At 47.4% G+C, this 19,663-nt stretch carries 20 protein-coding genes; 9 read left to right on the plus strand and 11 right to left on the minus strand.

Annotation, left to right across the window (positions count from 1 at the left end; all coding sequences use genetic code 11):
- Positions 1-26: 26 nt before the first annotated feature.
- Entirely contained in the window at positions 27-1,616 is a 1,590-nt protein-coding gene (locus tag ACY0JR_RS01120) for a hypothetical protein (protein ID WP_462631951.1), read from the minus strand.
- Positions 1,617-1,772: 156 nt separating this feature from the next.
- On the opposite strand from ACY0JR_RS01120, the gene ACY0JR_RS01125 reads away from it, so the two are divergent.
- The gene (locus ACY0JR_RS01125; protein ID WP_462631952.1) at positions 1,773-3,365 is read left to right on the plus strand and encodes a hypothetical protein; all 1,593 of its coding nucleotides are present in this window, start codon (positions 1,773-1,775) and stop codon (positions 3,363-3,365) included.
- Between the two features lie 391 nt (positions 3,366-3,756).
- On the opposite strand, the gene ACY0JR_RS01130 is transcribed toward ACY0JR_RS01125, so the two are convergent.
- Both ACY0JR_RS01130 and ACY0JR_RS01135 read right to left on the minus strand, forming a co-directional pair.
- Positions 3,757-4,278 (minus strand): GNAT family N-acetyltransferase, encoded by a 522-nt coding sequence (locus tag ACY0JR_RS01130; RefSeq protein WP_462631953.1) that lies wholly within the window; start codon positions 4,276-4,278, stop codon positions 3,757-3,759.
- A 43-nt stretch (positions 4,279-4,321) separates the two neighbouring features.
- Complete coding sequence (locus tag ACY0JR_RS01135; protein ID WP_462631954.1) at positions 4,322-5,401, minus strand: DNA topoisomerase IB; 1,080 nt, start codon at positions 5,399-5,401, stop codon at positions 4,322-4,324.
- Between the two features lie 207 nt (positions 5,402-5,608).
- Here ACY0JR_RS01135 and ACY0JR_RS01140 point away from each other — a divergent pair, with 207 nt between their 5' ends.
- Complete coding sequence (locus ACY0JR_RS01140; protein ID WP_462631955.1) at positions 5,609-6,475, plus strand: M48 family metalloprotease; 867 nt, start codon at positions 5,609-5,611, stop codon at positions 6,473-6,475.
- 62 nt (positions 6,476-6,537) lie between these two features.
- Entirely contained in the window at positions 6,538-7,743 is a 1,206-nt protein-coding gene (locus ACY0JR_RS01145; RefSeq protein WP_462631956.1) for an App1 family protein, read from the plus strand.
- A 433-nt stretch (positions 7,744-8,176) separates the two neighbouring features.
- Here ACY0JR_RS01145 and ACY0JR_RS01150 read toward each other — a convergent pair whose 3' ends face one another.
- Both ACY0JR_RS01150 and mtgA read right to left on the minus strand, forming a co-directional pair.
- Positions 8,177-8,626 carry a YybH family protein gene (locus ACY0JR_RS01150; protein WP_462631957.1) on the minus strand — a complete coding sequence of 150 codons (450 nt, stop codon included), beginning with the start codon at positions 8,624-8,626 and terminating at the stop codon, positions 8,177-8,179.
- 1 nt (position 8,627) lies between these two features.
- Positions 8,628-9,362, minus strand: coding sequence for a monofunctional biosynthetic peptidoglycan transglycosylase (gene mtgA / locus ACY0JR_RS01155; RefSeq protein ID WP_462631958.1), 735 nt, complete (start codon positions 9,360-9,362; stop codon positions 8,628-8,630).
- 120 nt (positions 9,363-9,482) lie between these two features.
- On the opposite strand from mtgA, the gene ACY0JR_RS01160 reads away from it, so the two are divergent.
- The gene (locus ACY0JR_RS01160; protein WP_462631959.1) at positions 9,483-10,118 is read left to right on the plus strand and encodes an LON peptidase substrate-binding domain-containing protein; all 636 of its coding nucleotides are present in this window, start codon (positions 9,483-9,485) and stop codon (positions 10,116-10,118) included.
- Positions 10,119-10,163: 45 nt separating this feature from the next.
- Complete coding sequence (locus tag ACY0JR_RS01165; protein WP_462631960.1) at positions 10,164-11,375, plus strand: metallophosphoesterase; 1,212 nt, start codon at positions 10,164-10,166, stop codon at positions 11,373-11,375.
- Here the strand turns inward: ACY0JR_RS01165 and ACY0JR_RS01170 are convergent.
- Complete coding sequence (locus ACY0JR_RS01170) at positions 11,359-12,246, minus strand: diacylglycerol/lipid kinase family protein (protein ID WP_462631961.1); 888 nt, start codon at positions 12,244-12,246, stop codon at positions 11,359-11,361. The two genes, ACY0JR_RS01165 and ACY0JR_RS01170, sit on opposite strands and share 17 nt — an antisense overlap.
- Positions 12,247-12,607: 361 nt before the next feature.
- Between ACY0JR_RS01170 and ACY0JR_RS01175 the strand changes: the two genes are divergently transcribed.
- Positions 12,608-12,814 carry a hypothetical protein gene (locus tag ACY0JR_RS01175; RefSeq protein ID WP_462631962.1) on the plus strand — a complete coding sequence of 69 codons (207 nt, stop codon included), beginning with the start codon at positions 12,608-12,610 and terminating at the stop codon, positions 12,812-12,814.
- 81 nt (positions 12,815-12,895) lie between these two features.
- Here ACY0JR_RS01175 and ACY0JR_RS01180 read toward each other — a convergent pair whose 3' ends face one another.
- Positions 12,896-13,720, minus strand: a complete 825-nt coding sequence (locus ACY0JR_RS01180) for a murein L,D-transpeptidase catalytic domain family protein (RefSeq protein ID WP_462631963.1) — start codon at positions 13,718-13,720, stop codon at positions 12,896-12,898.
- Between the two features lie 195 nt (positions 13,721-13,915).
- Here ACY0JR_RS01180 and ACY0JR_RS01185 point away from each other — a divergent pair, with 195 nt between their 5' ends.
- Entirely contained in the window at positions 13,916-14,266 is a 351-nt protein-coding gene (locus tag ACY0JR_RS01185) for a hypothetical protein (protein ID WP_462631964.1), read from the plus strand.
- A 74-nt stretch (positions 14,267-14,340) separates the two neighbouring features.
- Here the strand turns inward: ACY0JR_RS01185 and ACY0JR_RS01190 are convergent, their stop codons facing one another.
- Both ACY0JR_RS01190 and ACY0JR_RS01195 read right to left on the minus strand, forming a co-directional pair.
- A complete protein-coding gene (locus tag ACY0JR_RS01190) occupies positions 14,341-15,033 on the minus strand; it encodes a hypothetical protein (RefSeq protein ID WP_462631965.1) in 693 nt (230 codons plus the stop codon).
- Between the two features lie 431 nt (positions 15,034-15,464).
- The gene (locus ACY0JR_RS01195; protein ID WP_462631966.1) at positions 15,465-15,929 is read right to left on the minus strand and encodes a DUF4199 domain-containing protein; all 465 of its coding nucleotides are present in this window, start codon (positions 15,927-15,929) and stop codon (positions 15,465-15,467) included.
- A 314-nt stretch (positions 15,930-16,243) separates the two neighbouring features.
- Here ACY0JR_RS01195 and ACY0JR_RS01200 point away from each other — a divergent pair, with 314 nt between their 5' ends.
- Complete coding sequence (locus ACY0JR_RS01200) at positions 16,244-17,872, plus strand: ABC-F family ATP-binding cassette domain-containing protein (RefSeq protein ID WP_462631967.1); 1,629 nt, start codon at positions 16,244-16,246, stop codon at positions 17,870-17,872.
- Between the two features lie 98 nt (positions 17,873-17,970).
- Here ACY0JR_RS01200 and ACY0JR_RS01205 read toward each other — a convergent pair whose 3' ends face one another.
- Complete coding sequence (locus tag ACY0JR_RS01205; RefSeq protein WP_462631968.1) at positions 17,971-18,120, minus strand: lmo0937 family membrane protein; 150 nt, start codon at positions 18,118-18,120, stop codon at positions 17,971-17,973.
- Positions 18,121-18,170: 50 nt separating this feature from the next.
- Positions 18,171-18,323 carry a lmo0937 family membrane protein gene (locus ACY0JR_RS01210; protein WP_123127185.1) on the minus strand — a complete coding sequence of 51 codons (153 nt, stop codon included), beginning with the start codon at positions 18,321-18,323 and terminating at the stop codon, positions 18,171-18,173.
- Between the two features lie 257 nt (positions 18,324-18,580).
- Here ACY0JR_RS01210 and ACY0JR_RS01215 point away from each other — a divergent pair, with 257 nt between their 5' ends.
- Positions 18,581-19,471: a 3-hydroxyacyl-CoA dehydrogenase family protein gene (locus ACY0JR_RS01215; RefSeq protein WP_462631969.1), complete on the plus strand. Its 891-nt coding sequence runs from the start codon at positions 18,581-18,583 to the stop codon at positions 19,469-19,471.
- Positions 19,472-19,663: the final 192 nt, after the last annotated feature.

The raw sequence follows: 19,663 nt of genomic DNA on the forward strand, positions 1-19,663 counted from the left end.
TTCTGAAAAGAACGTTAAAAGCGGGTTTAATGCAGGCGGTGCCGCAGGAGCCAACCGGCCCCGTTGAATTCCTGCGCGGCTGGGGTATATTTCTCCTGTTTGATCTTATGGTGCTTTTCATAGTCATTCCCGTCTTCTTCGTCCATCACCGTGATTTTCTTGCCGGTTAGTTGAAAGTTTGGCTCCACCACAAGCTTGTCGGTTCCTTCGCCGCCGTACCACTTCAGCTTGATTTTACTTTTTCCTTTCCCGGCTAGTACCAACGTGTCTTCCTCGCCTAAGCCGTAGAATGAAATACTGTTAGTTTCTGAGGGCAGAAAGATTTTCTGGTGAATGAGGACTTTCTGTAGTTCTTGGTTTACAGCCCATTGTTTCACCAGCACGCTCCCATCTTTTTGGAACTGAACTTCAAACCTATCTTTGGCATCTGTGCCGGGCAAAAGCACCTCTTTGTTCAGGAGTTTGTAGAAAGTGGCGGCTGCTTTTGGTAAATCATGACGCCGGGAGATCAGTTTGGAAGTAAACTCACGCGCAGACAAGTCCCTGATGTGGGCTGGCCACAGTTGGAGCGCTTGGGCGATCACCTCATCTGACAACTTTAGTTGAAGTTCCTGGGCGGCCTGGGTAAATTCCTCCTTGGTGGTGTACGCCAGAAGATACGCATCCATTTGGGAAGAACTTTTAATCAGCCCTTCCACATTCTTGCCTACAATAGTTTTGTCAAAACTTTGGTAATTAGGCTTAAAAACGCTGACCAGTTTGGTTAGAACGCCGTCGTTGAATTTAAAGAAAGCATGATCGCGGTCGCGCGGAATGGGCGCATATTGGGTAGTTGTTCCTTTCTCCGCCACTGCCCAGCGCCATTGGTCCTCTCTCCGGCTCCAATCACTCAGCCACATGTCAAACAACCGGGAGAGCAAATACTTTTTGGCATCTACCTGGTGCGCTGGGTTACTGAAGAACTGTTCAAAGGCTTTCTTGGAACTAACCACATCTTTTGGATTCCCGAAACTGGAAAGGTTCTCCCAATTTCCATCTGGCCGTTCTTCCAGCAAGGCCAGCATGTGCGCAAACTCTTTCCTGAACTCGCCTAAGGTCGGGTCATCTGCAATGTACACCAACCTGGGATTGGTATGGTACACTCCCGCCGCCGCGGCCAACGACGGAACAATAAAAGCTCCGTACGGATGAATGACACTGGTCTGGTCACGCATTAAGTTGGCGACAAACGTTTTCTGCAATCCTTTGGGCAAGGCTTTGGAAGGGTCTTTGTCAATGGAGCGCAAGACGTATTCATGCCCGGCCGCGTCTACCAACCTAAGGTTTTTAGTCTGGAAACTTCCGCCCTCCTTTAGAGGTGTTACGCCTCCTTTGAATTTACTTAACCAGAAATAAGGCACCTGAACGGGTTCCGCCCACACCTTTCGGTAATGCTTGCCCCACCAGAATCTATGGAAGGCACTCTTCAAATAGTGTTTACCGGCGGCTACGGTTACGGTTGAATCTGAGGGTAAGGCACTTACGTTTTCGGGGTGAAATAAAAGAAAAGCCAGCAGCCAGAGTAGTACGATTTTTAAAATGCGACGTTTTTTCCTGTAAAAGATGCTTTGTGCCATACGTGCGTATTTATACCCAAAAGCCAGCTTCTATGTTCGGCTACTATTCATCAGAATTTTGAAAAACGGCCAAAAAACGAAGACTTATTCCGGCTAAAAAGTGGAATATAACTTTTATGGTATACTTTCTGTATGGCAAATATTCAAACACTTTCTATGCGGAAACTACTGACTTTTTCTATCTCCGTTCTTTTAATGTCTTCGGGCTGTGCCCGGAAAGATTACTTTCAACAGTCAGCGTTGGTGGGTGCTGTGGAGCAGGAACGAAATGCCAAATGGGATTCTGCCACTGTGGTGGCGGGTAAGCACTATCAAAAAGGTTTTCTGCATAACATCTTCTGGGGCAAACATTACCGCCATGTTTGGGCCCAGCCGGTTACTCTGCCCGTACTGGACATCTCCCGAATGCATGGCGGACTTAGCCCCGAAAAAATGGGTGGAGGGTTCCAGACTACCAGCCTTACATTACAGAACGAGGAAGGAAAAGAGTACGCCTTGCGCTCCGTAGACAAAGACCCGAAAGAAATTCTGCCCAAACGTTTACGGAAAACTTTTCTTACCAATTGGCTGAGAGACCAGACCTCGGCTGCCCACCCGTATGGGGCCGCCGTTGTCTCTGTACTAGCCGGGGGCGCCCGTATTCCCCACAGCCATCCACGCTACGTGTATATTCCGAAAGACGAAAAGGGACTGGGCAAAAACTCTGCTGAGTTTCGGGACAAAGTATTTCTGCTGGAAGAAAAGTACGAAGGCAAAGCCGCTATCACCAGTTACTTGGGCAAAGCCAAAAACCTGGTTGATTCTGAGGAATTCCTCCAAAAGAGATTCTCCCAGCACTCGCACCTCCCCGACCAGTTGTCCTTCGCGAAAGCCCGTTTGTTCGATGTCCTGATTGGCGATTGGGACCGGCACGAAGGTCAGTGGCAATGGGCGGTGTATGACACCAACAACGTCACTACCTACACGCCGGTCCCCAAAGACCGGGACCAAGCCTTTTTCAAGTTCGATGACGGAGTAATCCCCTGGCTTTTCAGCCGAAAGTGGGCTCCTTTGAAGAAAATGAAGACTTTCCATGCCCGCGTTTCCTCGCCAGAAGGCTACTTGCAAAATGCCCAATTCATTGATGAACGCTGCTTAAACGAAGTGACCCTGGAGCAATGGCAACAATTGGCCGCACAGCTTCAGACCCAATTAACAGATAGTGTCATTGCCGCCGCGGTAGAAGCTTTACCCACCCAGGCGTATGCATTAACCGGTGAAGAAATCAAGCAGAAGCTCCGCTCCAGAAGAGAACAATTACCTGAGCTGGCCAGCGCGATTTACCGGAATCTAGCCAAAAAGGTACAAGTGGCCGGAACCGACCAAAAAGAGAAATTCATCATAGAACGCCTTCCCAATGGCGATACCCGAGTTCTGGTTTCTCAACTAGCCAGCAAAGACAAGGAAACTGCCCTGGTGGTTTTTGACCGTGTTTTCAAGAAAACAGACACCAAATCAATCACCCTGCACGGCCTAGCCGATGAAGACGAGTTTATTCTCACTGGCAAAGGGAAACGCGGCATTACCATCAACATCTATGGCGGCATGGGCGAAGATGACGTAAAAGACGACTCCTTTGTAGCCGGCTGGGGCAAGAAAACCCACGTCTATGATACCAAACAAGGCATTGCGGTAGAGAAAGGAAAAGAAACCAAGCTTAAGAAATCACATGATGTGAAAGTCCACGCTTTTGACCGAGAAGGGATTTGATGAGGAGATGTGGAGATGAGGAGATGTGGAGATTTGAAGGTGTGGGGATTTGGAGATGGGATAATGGGAAAGTCTTTATAGTTTTCTATGGCGCGGAAGTTACTTCCGTGCCTTTTCTTCTGAAGAGGATTCCTGTTTATAAAATAAAGTAGCAAGTCACGGAAGTAACTTCCGCGCCATTGTGTGCCTGCTTCCGCAATAACCCACACTCCAAAGACCTCGTAGTGTGCGCAGTTTCTACGAGTGTCTGCGCCAATGTCGTTTCAAGCTCATTTTAAGTGAAGCAGTGCAAAACACTATATTACATTAATCAAACTCCATATCTTCATATCTTCTCATCTTCAAATTTCAAAAAATCTCCTCATCTTCAAATCTTCAAATCCCCACCTCATCAAACCACCAGCTCTTTTACTTCCCGTTTCCACCAGCTGTTGTCGCGGGTTTGGCAGTCGCGGAGGAAGCCGTTTCTGGTTAGTATTTTTTCGGAGGCGGTGTTTCCGGTTTCGGTTTCGGCTATGACGGTGGAGATGTCTGGACGGTTGGCGCACCAGGTCAGTAAGGCTTCCAGAGCTTCGTGCATAATGCCCTGCTGCTGGTAATCGGGATAGGTGCCGTAACCGATTTCTACTTCGCCGGCTTCATCGGGTTCTCCCTTGAAGCACATATCTCCCACTAGGGTTTGCTCCTGCTTGAGTGTAATAACCCATAAAGTGTAGAAGTAAAACTCCCGGGCGTGGAAAGGAATTAAGCGCAGAAAATAGTTTTCCAGGGCGTCTGCCAGATCTGCTTCAATCTCTTTGGGCGTATGCTTCAAACCCAACTGCTTTTCTAGGGAGCCGTCATTGGCGGCATACAACTGCAACTGTACCTGCGTGAGCGGCTGAATGCGAAGGCGTTGGGTTTCAAGGTACATATTCTTCAGCGTTAATACCGGCTGAAAGATATTTATAAAATCGTTATTTTTTCCCTAATTGAATATCTTTCAGCATTTTAATTACAAATTCTTCGGTTCTGGAGAGGTACGGATTTTCTTTGCGCTTTTTGGCATCGTGTTTCCGGAGGTAATCTATCAGTTTGTCTTGCTTGAAGAGATTCACCACCTCGGGGTGGATGTAGTATTTGTTGCAAACGCTGGGCGTGTTCCCCAACTCCTGAGCCACCAACTTGGCCGCTTCCTTTACTGATTTTTCCTTGGAGATGCTTGGGTCTTCCTCCAGAATATGTTCCAGGCTTTCTACCATGAGCACGGTGCCGCCCCACGTTCTGAAATCCTTGGCTGTAAATTCCTCCGGACACAGGCTGCGCAGGTATTCGTTCACATCTCCAGATTCAATGGGCTGGCGGTTGCCGTCTTCGTCATAATACTGGAAAAGGTCGTAGCCCGGTATGTCCTGGCATTGCTTTACCAGACGCGCTAAACGCCGGTCTTTGATGCTGATTTCGTGTTTGATGCCCTTCTTGCCCACAAAGTCCAGCTTCAGGTGATCGCCCTCCACTTTCACGTGTCGGTCGCGTAGCGTGGTGAGCCCATATGACTTGTTTTCTTTCGCGTAGGCTTTATTCCCAATCCTGATAAAAGAGTTATCCAGCAGTTCTACCACAATGGCCAGAATCTTGCGCTTCTCCAATTTCTTCAGCCGGAGGTCTTTCTCCACCTGCTTCCTGATGCTGGGCAAAGCCTTCCCAAACGCAATCATCCGCCCGAATTTATTCAGGCTTCTCACCTCTTTCCATTGCGGATGGTAGATGTACTGTTTGCGGCCTTTGTCGTCACGGCCGGTTGCCTGTATGTGGCCGTTGGCCGATGGGCAAATCCAGACATTGGTCCAGGCCGGCGGAATCACCAATTTGTTTATGCGTTCCAGCACTTTCTCATCGGTGACAGGTTCTCCCTTCGCCGTAAAATAGGTGGCGGTTTTATCTTTCAGCTCCCGGGTAATGCCTGGTTTGGTGTCTGGGAAGTAACGCAAACCCGCCTGTTGGGCAGAAACGGTGGCATCGGCGTAGATGGCGTGTGGAGATAAGGGATTTTCCATTTTAGGTTCAATAGAGAAGTTTCACTCCTTAAACCCATCAGGAAGATAAAAGTTGTACGCCTTCTTTTCTGCCTGTTTTCTGGAAAGAAAGCGGAAAACAGCTTGACGTACGTAGCCGCCAATTGCAGCCAAGAACCGCAACTAATTGTAAGACTTTGTTCTTTTACCAAACTTCACGTAGAAGTGAATTTAAACCGATACACACCTATGTCTGCTAGATTCTTTACGCCGCTTTTCTCTTCTGTAAAACCAGCTTTTGCCACGCTCCTGCTGGTGTTTTCTGTATGGCTCACCGGTTGCACCGGAGATAAAAACGGCGACGCAGTTTTCTTTCCTTTAGAGAATGACTTGGAGTTGGGAAAGCAGGTTTCAGCGCAGGCAGACTCCGCGTATAAAAGCAAAGGCCAGTTGCTGAACCGAAATTCTTCCAACCCTAAAATACGGGCCGCCTACGCGCACTTGGATAAAATTGTGGAGCGGATTTTGGAATCTGGCCAGGTCACCTACAGCGAGGAATTCCCCTGGGATGTCAAGATCATTGATGACAAAAATGTCCAGAACGCTTTCGCCACCCCGGGCGGACACATCTACGTTTTCACCGGTTTAATAGACCATCTAGACAATGAGGACCAGTTGGCCGGGGTGTTGGGCCATGAAATTGCCCACGCAGACCAACGCCATTCCATTAAACAGCTCCAGAAACAATACGGTATCTCGGTTATTTCTAGGCTTATTCTGGGAAACGAATCTGGAAACGTGGAGCGCATTTTCACGCAGGTGGGCGGCCAATTGGTGGGTCTGAAATTCAGCCGTGACTTTGAACGGGAGGCAGATGAATACTCGGTTTTGTATTTAGGGGCCACTAACTTCTATGCCTGTGACGGCGCGGCCGGGTTCTTCCAGAAAATGCAAACACTTGAAAACCGAGGCTCGCAAATAGAATGGGCCAGCACCCACCCTGCTCCCGGTAATAGGGTGCAGGACATTCAGGCACAGGCGCGCCAACGCGGCTGCAAAACTGAGACGGCCTCAGATACGGGATTTCAGGAGTTCAAACGCAACTTAGGGCTCTAATCCGTATTTCTACTTATCTCTTTGTTATGCGTAAACAGCCTTGAAACGCAGGAACTTGTCACATGACCAACAACTTCAAACAAAATCTAAGTAAGGCCATTGAGTTTTCCAATGGCCAATTTGATTCAGTAGTACATAGAATCAGAAACCGATTTGGGCTCTACAAGCCTTTGCAGATAGTAGCCTACCGCAGCTACGGCACCGTGAACCGTCTGTACCTGAAAGGCCGCGTGCTGGCCAATAAAGGCATCACCTCAGCCGAAGACAATGACACGCTCCTGAAAAACCTGCTGAACATGTACCGAAGGTTTGAGAGCGATGAGGTGCCCAACGCGCAGTTACGCATTGTCCATCAAGGCCAGGAGTATACAGTTATCACCGACAAAGAAGGATATTTTGTCATCAATCTGGAGCCTAAAACGCCCCTGCTCCTGGATGATATATGGCACGAAATGGAGGTAGAACTGGTCAACGCCAATATCTCGTCCTTTGAGCCTGGCGTGAAAACCGAAGCCCACGTACTGGTCCCTCCGCCAGATGCGGAGTACGGCATCATCTCAGACATTGACGACACCATTGTGCTCACTTCGGCCACAGATATCATCAAGATGTCGCAGCAGACGTTCATGCACAATGCCCGCACCCGTCTGCCTTTTGCCGGCGTATCGGCGTTTTACCGCTCCCTGCAATTAGGCCGAAACGGCAAGCGCAACAACCCGTTTTTTTACGTGAGCAGCAGCCCCTGGAACATGTATGACCTGCTCCATGATTTTCTGGACATCAACGACATTCCAGCGGGTCCGCTCCTGCTCCGCGACTTTGGATTGCTGCAGAACAAGTTCTTCGGGGCAGACCACATGAGCCATAAATTCAAGGAGATCCAGAACATTCTGCTCACCTACCCGCACCTGAATTTCGTGCTCATTGGCGACAGTGGGCAGCAAGATGCCCCTATTTACAAAGAAGTGATTCAGCAATTCCCCGGCCGTATTATCTGCGTCTACATCAGAGATGTGGAACTGGAAGACCGCGCCAAACTCGTGACGACCATCTCAGAAGAACTCAAGGGAACGGTTGAAATGCTGCTGGTCAAAGACACCGAAGCCGCCGCCAAACACGCCGCCGAAACCGGGCTCATCTTCCATGAAGAGATCAAGAAAGTGGAAGAACAGAAAGAAATTGACAAAAGCGCCGCCGCCGGTACTCCCACCCAACAAGCCCCTGCCCCCATCAGCAAAGACACGAAGAAAAGGGGTTCTGAGTCTTGAGTTCTGAGTCCTGAGTTGGTAATGTTTATTTTGATTTTGCAGAAGAAGGCAATCGTGTGATCTGCCGGTGTAAACATCCCCCTTCGACCCTTCAAAGGGGGAGTCTCCGCTTTTGAGGGAAGAAGCCTATTACTACTTTCCCTCTTCCAGTCTTTCCCGAGCGCGCCTCGCTTTTGGCCCTAGTTAGACTTGAACTAAGCGCAAAGGATATCTCAGGCCGAAAGGGCAGTGCGCGAGGGGAAGACGGGGCCTCGCGGCCGTGAGCGCACGGAGGCAAACCATGCAACAATAAAGCATAAGGGCACCGCATCCACCCACCGCCACGCCAGCGACAGACAAACTGCATGCACCTACAACTAATTTATCTAATAAAATCGCTGAAACGAACTTACCAGTAGTATAATATTCCGCCCAGGGGCACTAAATCTTTCTTTTAACTAGAATGATCCGCTACAATCTTCCATTTCCCACCTATTTTCCGGAAAAGAAGCGTGAAATGCCCCTGCAAATCGCCAAGGGAGCGGTGGAGGTGCCACTTGCCTATCACAAAGCAGGCATCTTTGCTAAGTTTATCGGTCTTCAATAAGGTGAACGTCAGTTTACCCATGGACTCTGGAGTGGGGTAACCTCGGCGGTAATTTTGCAGCGTCTTTTCCCACCCGTAGGTAGGTCCGTTTTTTCCCAGAAACACCAATGAATCAGACTTCCAGTAGGGCTCCATGTACGCCTCCAGGTTTCCCTGGTTCCAGGCCTGGCTTTGCGCCGCCATTACTTCTTCAATCTCATTTCGCAGATTTCCGGTTTCCCGGGAAGCCCTACAACTTAGCAGCGTACAGAAGATCAGGAACAACAAGAGTTTAGGAAAGAGAGCTGTTTGTTTCATGCTAGAATTGAATCCATTTTTTGATGTAAGCACTTCCGCCCAGGCGGGTCATGTTACGGGCAATGTTACGGCGCCGGCGAAGCGTGTACCCCGATGGTTTGGCGGCGGAGTACCGGATGGGGTTGGGTAGTACCGCTGCCAACAAGGCCGCCTGGTTCTTGCTTACATTAATAGGTTCGGTTTTGAAATACTTTCTACTGGCGGCATGCACCCCAAAGATATGGTCGCCCATTTCGGCAATGTTCAGGTACACCTCCATGATGCGTTCCTTGCCCCACAGCAGCTCTATCAAGAAGGTGAAGTACATCTCCACTCCTTTCCGCAGGTAGCTGCGCCCGTGCCACAGAAATACATTCTTGGCTACCTGCTGACTAATGGTGCTGCCGCCCACAGTTTTCTTGCTGGACATGTTCCGCTGGAAGGCTTGTTTGATTGCTTTGAAGTCGAAACCGTTGTGGGTGAAAAACAACTGATCTTCAGACGCAATCACCGCCAAGGGCAAATTCGGGGACATGTCTTCCAGGTCTACAAACTGGTGCTGAATCTGATCTATCTTCTGGGTTTTGGGCGAAGGTTCTGAGCGTTTCAGGAGCATGTGCAGGGTCACGGGCGGGTCAAGCCAGCGGTAAGCCAACACCCACAGCACCGTTACCAGAAAAAGGGTAATACACAGCTTAAGGAAAAGCCAACGGGCATCTGCCCAGGTGAAAGGAACGGAAATCTGCTTTTTAGCCATGACGTAACCTAAGCTGCTGCAAAAATAAACATGCTCTACAGACAAAAATACAGAATTACTGGCAGCATGTAGAAAGCCTTCTTAAATTAGAATCTTTACGTACGTTTCTAAAAAACACGCATGAGTAGATTTTTACCTCTTTTTCCGTTGAACATAGTGGTGTTTCCGGGGGAAAAACTGAATCTCCATATTTTTGAACCCCGTTACCGGCAACTCATCATGGAATGCCAGACCAATGACACCACCTTCGGGATACCGGTTTATTTGGAGAATGGCCTGGGCGATTACGGCACCGAGATCAAGATCCTGAGTCTGGAAAAGAAATATCTGGGCGGTGAAATGGACATCAAAACCAAAGGCATTGGGGTGTTCAAAATTAAGGAATTTCAACGGCAGGTGCCGGGTAGGCTTTACTCAGGCGGTGAGATAGAGGACCTTCCGCTCATCAAAGACGAGAACCCTTTTCTACGAACCCAGATCCTGGAACTGTTGAAGCAACTGTACAGCGCCTTGGGTATTCAGACGCTCATGCTCAACTTGCCAGACAATTTCCAGTCGTATGACGTGGCGCACCATCTGGGTTTCTCAACCCAACAGGAATATGGGTTGTTGCAGTTAACCAAAGAAAGCGAACGGCTAGAGATTATCTTAGATCACCTGACCAAGATTCTACCGGTGGTGTTAGAGACCGAACGCCTTAAGGAACGGGTGAAACTCAACGGCCATTTCAAACACCTTATTCCGCCAAACTTTTAACCGGTAAGAAGAGTAAGTGTTACTACTGATTCAGCACTCCTATAAATGCTCTATATCATTGCCCTCTCAGTTCTCCTTGTCCTTACCGCCTGGTTTACCTGGGCGTATTTGCGAGAGCGGAAATACCGGAAAAAACCTTTTTATTCCTTAACCGAAATTGGGTGGCGCACCAATACACCTCCGTCAGTCCAGGAAAGAATCCACTCCATTGCCATGGTAGGAGACGTTGGCAGCAACGGTTCTCTACAGGACGATCTGCTCCTGCAAGCCATCCAGTCCTGGACCCTGGAAGCGGGTGAAAACAGCACCATTCTTCTTCTGGGAGATAATATCTACCCAGTCGGGTTGCCGCCGGTGGGGAGTTTCAGGTATGCCCAGGCCGAACAACGGCTAGAGAACCAATTAGCGCTTTTCAAAAACTACCAAGGCAAAGTCATCTACCTCAGTGGAAACCATGACTGGAACAAGGGTCGCAAAGATGGCTTTTCCTTTGTGCAACGCCAGGAAAATTACATCACAGAAAAGCTACAGGATAAAATGGCTTACCTGCCCCAGGGTGGTAGTTTAGGCCCTGTTACCTGGGAGATCAATGGGCAACTACTCATCATTGTCATCAATACCCAATGGTGGGTACAGGCGGGCTTTAAACCGCTGGAGCAGAGCCCTGGTAAGCCTTATAAAATCTCCAGAGATTTTTACCCCGCCCTGAAAGAACTGCTGGAGCAAAACAAGCACCGGTTCATTGTTTTGGCCGCGCATCATCCTTTGTACAGCAATGCATTACACGGGGGTAAGTTCACCGTTAAACAACACCTGTTTCCGCTTACCTTCCTCAATAAAAGGGCTTTGATTCCGCTGCCATTAGTGGGTTCCATGTTCCGGCTGTACCGCAAGTACCTGGGCATGCACGAAGACATGTCCTACCCGCCGTACCGGAAGTTCAGACGGAGATTATTGCGCATCCTGCACCAGTACAATTCCATTTTCTACGTGGCCGGGCACGACCACAATCTGCAGTACTTTCAGGTGAAAGGAAACCACTATGCGGTAAGCGGTTCGGGAAGTAAAACCAACTTCGTAGCCAAGGGCGGAAAGGCTTCTTTTGCGCACGAGAATAAAGGCTTTATGGTGTTGGACCAGTACCAGGACGGTTCCATCTGGTTGCGCGTTTTAGAACCAGCCTTAGGGGCGGGCGAAGAACCGATTCTGGCTTTTCAGAAGAACATCTACCAGGCTCCTCTTACTCCTCCTGCCTAGGCAGAATTACCTTTAAGCTTTTGTGCTGAATCTTACAATTGATTTCACGGCCCAGATTCTCGGGCTCGCCGTCTATCTGGGAAACCTCCTCTGAATGATTGATGATGGTAGCCGATTTACAACTGAAACGGTGGGTGTACACCGAGTTATCTATGCTGTCGGTGTACAATTGGTACAGAATTCCCAGGCTGGAAGATTTGGGGAAAGGCTCCAGAATGCAGATCTCGAACATACCATCGTCAATGATCCCAGTTGGGTTAATGGCCGCATTGCTCCCGAATGCCTTGGCATTGGTGATGGTGATCATGAAAGCCTCGCCGTCAAAGATGGTTTTACCTTCGGTGCTGATGGTGTACTTCTTGGGTTCGTAGCCCATAAACTCCTGCATGGCAATCCAGGCGTACGCACCCGGGCCCCGCGTATCGCCGTTGCAAAAACGGTTCACCACCAGCGCATTGAAACCCACGTCGCACAGGTGAATGGAAAGCAATCCGTTCACATCTAACGTGTCAATGGCTACGGTTTCATGGTCAACCAGCAAATGCACCGCATCGTCATAATTCTGCGGAATGCCCAGATCTTTGGAAAGCCCGTTGCCGGAGCCTTGCGGAATGATGGCCAACGCTACTTGGGTGTTCATGATGGCTTTCGCCACTAAACTTACCGTTCCGTCCCCTCCTACTGCACAGGCAATTTCTGGATGTGTGGCCTTGATCTTCTCTCTTAACTTTTCTTCATCCTGCTCACCGGTGGTTTTATAAAGATCTGCCTGTATGCCGTGCTGCCCGCAAAAATCATTCAGATCTTCCATCAAAGCTTCTTTGTCAATGTCGCCGGAGATTGGGTTGATGATGAAAAGTACCTTAGCCATATTATGTTGTTTTGAGTGATGCTACTTAGCCTTTTTAAGCCGATTTTCAAAAAACATGCCTAAAAGAGAGGAGCTGTTGATGAAGCAATCTTTATGCTACGCCTCCTCTTTCACGCTTCAGCAGCCAACAGTTGTAATTTTCTTATTGTGGTTTGTTTTTGAAATCCTTTCAGGAAAACGGGTTAAAAAACATTATGCCTAGAAGAACGGCTTTGCTCTTACTTGGTTGCGCGAAATACGGAGGTCTTTGTGACCAAATCTTCCTGGATATAGCCAAATGACTATATCATTTTTGATTGGATATACGTAAGAATGCCTGTAGCGCCAGCAGGCGTTTTCTTTCACTAAGCAAAACTAGAACATGAATCTAAAAAGAACTTTCGGGGCTATTTTAACAATCCTGGGGATTGTGTGCCTCCTGTGGGGATCGTATGCCTTTCTGAACGGCGGTGGTTCAGTAGGCGATGTGTCTGTGAACCAAATTTCTGCAGCAGTCCCTTTTATCTTGGGCTTAATCTTTTTCTTCACCGGCATTAGCCTCATCAAAAGAACCAAAGACACTGCTTAAGCAAATCAAATCCTCTAAAGCAGCAGAAGCCGACCCATTAAGGTCGGCTTCTGCTGCTTTAGAGGATCTATATTTTCAGAATTATTTACTTAAGAGTACTTTCTGCTTCGCTAGAATCTCGGTTTCAAAACGTTTGATGGCAGAGTCTGTTTCAAGGTAAGCCGATGCATAATTAGCAGATGGGCCATCAATGTAAAGCAATGTGCCTCCTTTGATCAATTGCACAACCTGAGTAGTGATTTCCTTAGGCAAGGCTGGGCAGCCGTGGCTGCGGCCTAAACGGCCGTGTTGCTTTACAAATGCTTCGCTCACGTAATCTGCACCGTGAACTACTACGGCCCGTTGTTTCGCGTTAGTGTTAAAACCTTTGTCTAATCCGTTCAGCTTCAAAGACAAGCCGTGCTTACCTACGTAGGTGTTCTCCGTTACATAGAAACCCAGGCTGCTCATGTGGGAATTTACAGTGTTGGAGAACTTCACAGCTTTTTCATTGCCAGAACCCATTCCGTGCGCTACCAGACTGTGGTATAACACTTTCTTTTTGTTCATATCTACAATCCATAACCGTTTCTCACTGCTATGTTTGCTGAAATCTATAACGGTAAGTAAGTTCTTAGCACTGTTAAGCTTGTTCTTTTCTTTTAGATTATAGAACCCGGTGGCGGCTCTCTTGAAAACGTCAAAACTTAAGCCAGCTTTTCTAAGATCAGCCTCGTCATACAGGTTTTCCAGGTAATCATCAAAAGAAGCTTTCGCCGAGGTTACCTCATTAGATATGGTAGATGGAACTGCAATTACTTTGGTGGTGGTCACCTCGGCCGACGTATCTACAGTAGTTGCACTGTTGGCAGGAGATACGAAGGAGAGTATGGTTAGGAAAGAGAATGCTGAAATTACCTTGTTCATCCTTATTTCTTTACGTGTGGCACTATTATAACCCCATTCCTGTCTACTTTTGTTCCAAGTTTTCTGAAATGCCTACTTAAACTTACTAAAAAGGAAACAAAGAAGGTGTTTTCTGATCATTTTTTCTGTCCTATGAAGTTACTGTTATTATCCAAACAAAACACGTTCAATACGTTATTAGGTTGCTTTTTTTTTATGGCTTCCATTTCCTGCTCAAATTCAGAAAACGAACTCAAACTGGATTCTAAAGCCTGGAAGAACGATTTAAACGGCTGCACGGGCGAGCGCCAGAAACTGAAGGCACAGGTAGAGGAGATCAGGCTACAGTTGGAAGGCTTGAAAGAATGGGATATCAGAAGGCTGTTGGGGAAACCAGATGCGGAGGAATTACTGGAAAAGAGCCAGAAAATCTACATCTATTATATAACGCCGGGGCCTAAATGCACCGCTTCCCAAGCCGGCAAAGAGGAGGATAACCAGGAGGCACTCACCATACGCCTAGACGCCCTGGGCACCGTACGGGAAGCAAGTATTTTCGCGGAGTAATGTAGGAAAGCCCCTAAAAAAAGAAAGCCATTCTCCTCTAGGGAAGAACGGCTTTCTTGGGCAAGCGTCAACTCTTAGTTTTTCACTTTCTTTTTAGTAGTCTCGGTTTTAATCTTCATCTTATCACTCTCCACTTTAGATTTTCCATCTGGAGTGATAATCTTGGTTTCAGAAGGAGAAGACTTATACTTCACATTATCTGTTTTCAGTTTCTCCGTATTGCCTTTCACTTTCATTTCGCCACTGGCAGATTCGGCTTTCATCTTGTTGTCTTCCAGCTTCACCTTCGCGCTACCGCTTTCCAGTTTCACTTTGTCGTCCTTTACTTTCAGTTCAGCAGAAGTAGATCCGCCGGAAGCATTGGTGCTGGAAGCCCCCATTTCAGTTGAGGAAGTAGATGGCGCCGCTGCCATGGCACGGCCATCCATTTCAAGGTAAGAGGTGAATTGCTTTGGAGTAAGCACCTGCGCGAACTCCTGATCTAATTGCTGGTTCACTTCTTTGATTTTGGCATCGCGCATCTGCGGGTCATTGCCATACATTTTTTCAATTTCGCTGAACTTGTCAAATCTGGCTTGATTCAGCGCTTTCAATTTAATGTACTGGCCTTCATTCAGCTCCAGCTCATTGTACATCTGACGGCTCATTTCCTGAGCGCTCATGGAAAGCACGGCGCGGGAAGTTGCGGCAGCCCCTGTAAGATTGGTTTGGGCTTGAGCAGTGTAAACGGCTCCAAGCAAGAAGGCGGATAAGATTAACTTTTTCATGGTATTGATTGACGCTTTAGGTAGTATAGTTCTAGTCAAATGGGTTATTCTTTTTCTATACATCCTTTAACGTAAGCAATTCAGGAAGGTTATAAGAATTTTGATATTTTTTCACTTGTACCCAAACACCCCCTCCAAAATTTTGCATTTTTCGCCTTAAAGAAATAAACTAATTATATATAGTAAATTAACAATATAATTACATTCCTAACGGTTAAAAGCGTATTTCACCAATGTTATGCCATATAATGCATCTAGCTTAAATGTGGTTTTAGCTACTATGGAATTTTTCTTATGAAAAGCTTTACCCCTTGCCCTTCTTCAAATAGTCTACTTAAATATTCTTCTCAGAAGCTGAAAATTTTTCCAAACCGGCCAAAAAAAGGCCTGACTTTGTTAGTCAGGCCCGCCAGATTCAAAAGTAGTTAAGCTTAAGAGGTAAGTTTATGGTCTGGGCGTTTAAAGAACTGCATGGCAATGTAACCTACAAAGGCACCAATGACCACGCCCAGCAAGATCCAGATAATGCCCACCACCCAAACGGCTTGCTCATTGCCGTAGGTCTCGTCTGCCATGTAAGGATAAGATATAGCCAGATTGAAAATTTTATCTGCCAACACCTGGAAAATGGTGTACAATACCGAGGAGATCAGGCCCACAAAGAAACCTACGCCAATACCTTCCAAATAACCCAACTCGCCGCCTTTGTTTATTTTATGCCGCCTAATGGCCAGGCAAATGCCAATGACTAGAATGATACCGGTCAGGAAGTGTAAGGAGACATTCTCAATAAGTCCCAGCAGTTTCACCAAGACTATATAAATGATAGCGGCTATACCCGTCATTATTCCAAAATAGGTACCTGTTTTCTGTACCGTTGCTCTACGTTGTTCCATTGTAGTTTTAGTTTGTTTAAGATCTTATTAAACAGAGATTAGGTCTCCCCTTCTCTGCTACACACGCTAGATATGGTTTATGATATACTTATTTCATTCCAGCGGTGTTGTGCAAATCCTGTATTTTTTGCAGTTAATGTCCTAGCTATAACCCCATAAAGGCATTCTTGTTTTTGCTGAACTGAATTAAGGCTTTGATTGTCTGTAAATAAGGCAGTCTGCCAAAAAGCTGGATTTAAGTGAATAGCAAAATGCTTTTCAGTTCTTTTGGTAACTTCGCCCCTGCAAACCCTATTACATATTAAAAGAGCAGCATGATCAGTACTAGCAACGTTAGTCTTGGCTACGGCAAACGCACCCTTTTTGAAGACGTGACCATCAAGTTTTCTCCCGGTAACTGTTATGGCCTTATTGGGGCGAACGGTGCGGGCAAGTCAACTTTCCTTAAAATATTATCTGGCGAAATAGACCCTAATACCGGTACGGTTGACATTCCCGCCAAAATGCGCTTAGCGATTCTGAAACAGAACCACTATGAGTATGATGAGTATCCGGTGCTTCAGACGGTGATCATGGGCCACAAACGCCTGTGGGACATCATGAACGAGAAAGACGCCATTTACGCCAAGGAAGATTTCACCGAGGAGGACGGCATGCGCGCCTCTGAACTGGAAGCCGAATTCGCGGACATGGAAGGCTGGAACGCCGAGTACGAGGCCGGAGAACTGCTCAGCGGTTTGGGCATTCAGCCAGACATGCATTATACGCTCATGAAAGACCTGGGCGGTAATGAGAAAATCAGGGTATTATTGGCGCAGGCACTGTTCGGCAACCCAGACATTCTCCTGCTGGATGAGCCTACCAACCACCTGGATGCGGAATCTATCATGTGGCTGGAGAACTTCCTGGACAACTTCCAGAACACGGTAATTGTAGTAAGCCACGACCGCCACTTCCTAGATGCCGTGTGTACGCATGTGGCCGACATTGACTATGGTAAAATACAGCTGTATGCCGGTAATTACTCGTTCTGGTATGAGTCTAGCCAATTGGCCACCAAGCAGCGCACCGATGCCAACCGCAAAACCGAAGACAAGCGGAAAGAATTACAAGCGTTTATTGCTCGTTTTAGCGCAAACGCCTCTAAATCAAAGCAAGCTACTTCCCGGGCTAAACTGTTGGAAAAACTGACCTTGGAGGACATCAAACCTTCCAGCCGTAAGTATCCTTACATTCAGTTCAAGCAAGAGCGTGAAGCCGGGAACCAGTTGCTGCAGGTAGACAACCTGACCAAAAGCAACGAAGGTGAGATTCTGTTCAAAGATGTCACCTTCACGGTAGACAAGAAAGATAAGATTGCCGTGATTAGCCGGAACGACTTGGCGGCTACTACCTTCTTCAAGATTATCATGGGTGAGGCCACCCCAGATAGCGGCGAATACAAGTGGGGTACCACCATCAGCACGGCTTACTTCCCTAAGGACAACACCGAGTTCTTTGACGTAGACCTGAACCTGGTAGACTGGCTGCGCCAGTTCTCCGTGGAGAAAGACGAAAGCTTTATCAGGGGTTTCCTGGGCCGTATGTTGTTCTCTGGCGAGGAATCATTAAAGAAAGCCAGGGTGTTGTCTGGAGGCGAGAAAGTGCGTTGCATGCTGTCCCGTATGATGCTACAGAGTGGCAACATGCTGGTACTTGATGAACCAACCAACCACTTAGACCTGGAGTCCATTACGGCGCTCAACAATGGTTTGAAAGACTTCCAGGGTTCTTTGCTGTTCAGCTCCCATGACTTACAGTTCGTAGATACCATCGCGAACCGCATCATTGAGTTAACGCCCAAAGGCATCATTGACAAGCGCATGAGCTATGATGAATACCTCAGAAACGAAGACATCAAAGCTCTACGGGCCCAGATGTATGGCGTGAGTACGTTGGTGTAAGGAAATGCGCTTTTAAGCAGTTTTCTTAAAAATACCTCTAAAACAGAAAAGGCGACCTAACTAGGTCGCCTTTTCTGTTTTAGAGGCAAAGCACTGCTCTACCCGCGTATCAATCTCAGTAAAACGGCTACAATAGCAATCACCAGTAAAACGTGAATGATGCCGCCGGTCTGGCTTGGAAAGCCCAAAAACCCGATGAGCCATAAAATCACAAGCACTACCGCAATGATATACAGTAAATTTCCCATAATCTTATTTATGCTTTAGGTGAAGAGATAGTGCTCTGCTAGCAGACGAGCTATGCCCTACGTATCAAGCGCAACAGTACGGCGATGACCGCAATCACTAACAATACGTGGATGATACCCCCTACTTGATCTCCGAACCCTAAGAATCCGATTAGCCAGATAATTACCAGCACTACCGCGATGATGTACAATAGATTTCCCATAGTTTTAGTTGTGTTTGGTTTTGGTTAGTTGTTTAGACGCTACTTTTTTAAGTAGAACCATTACTGATTTTTCTGCTTGTACGCAAGAGTATTTGAAAAGATTTATATAGTTTTCTAGCGAGATACAATTACTTCTATACCTGTTCGTTAAAATGTCTTGTGTCTGATTATTTTCTATTCATGCCGTTCTTTCAAATTGCAGCCCTTTCAAAATATTCTAGCTTTGCAGCTTCATCTCACTAACTAACGCTCATTCTATGAACATAGCCGTCATTGGGTCTGGTACCATGGGCAACGGCATCGCCCACGTTTTCGCGCAGAATTCATTCTCTGTTTCCCTCATTGATATTTCCCAGGAGTCCCTAACCAAAGCGTTAGGCACCATCTCCAAAAACCTGGACCGCATGGTAGCCAAGGGAACCGTGACCGAAGCCCAGAAAACTGAAACCCTGGAACGTATCACCACTTTCACCCAACTACAGGAAGGCGTGAAGGACGCTGATTTAGTGATAGAAGCGGCCACAGAAAACGTGGAGATCAAACTGGACCTGTTCCGGCAGTTGGAGCAATTCACTAAGCCGTCCTGCATTCTGGCCAGTAATACTTCTTCCATCTCCATCACCAAAATAGCCTCGGTCACCCAACGCCCCGACAAAGTAATTGGCATGCACTTCATGAACCCCGTACCGGTCATGAAATTAGTGGAAGTGATCAGAGGCTATTCTACCAGCGATGAAGTGACCACCAAGATTCTGGATCTTTCAAAGCAGTTAGGAAAAATTCCGGCCGAGGCCAATGATTACCCGGGGTTTGTGGCCAACAGAATTTTGATGCCTATGATCAATGAAGCTATTTATTCTTTATTTGAAGGCGTGGCGGGCGTAGAAGAGATTGACACCATTATGAAACTAGGCATGGCGCACCCCATGGGTCCGCTCCAACTCGCCGATTTCATTGGGCTAGATGTGTGCCTCTCCATTCTGCGCGTGCTGCACGACGGCTTCGGCAATCCCAAATATGCGCCGTGTCCGTTATTGGTGAACATGGTACAGGCCGGACACAAAGGCGTGAAAAGCGGACAAGGCTTCTACAGCTACTCGCACGGCACCAAAGACCTGGTAGTGGCAGATACCTTCAAGAAACGGTAAACCCCTGCATTCCCCATCAGCAAAAAGCGCTTCCCGTCTGTTTTTCTAAATACAGACCAGAAGCGCTTTTGTTTTCTACAGCTACTATTTTGAGACTCTCGCCTCACGGAAGTTACAAACTTCCGTACATGATGGGTCCAAGTCACAGACTTGAACCATGTTTTGGGGAATACTCTGAAGAAAGGAATGCGT

The organism is Rufibacter sp. JT3400010 (genome assembly GCF_054956755.1).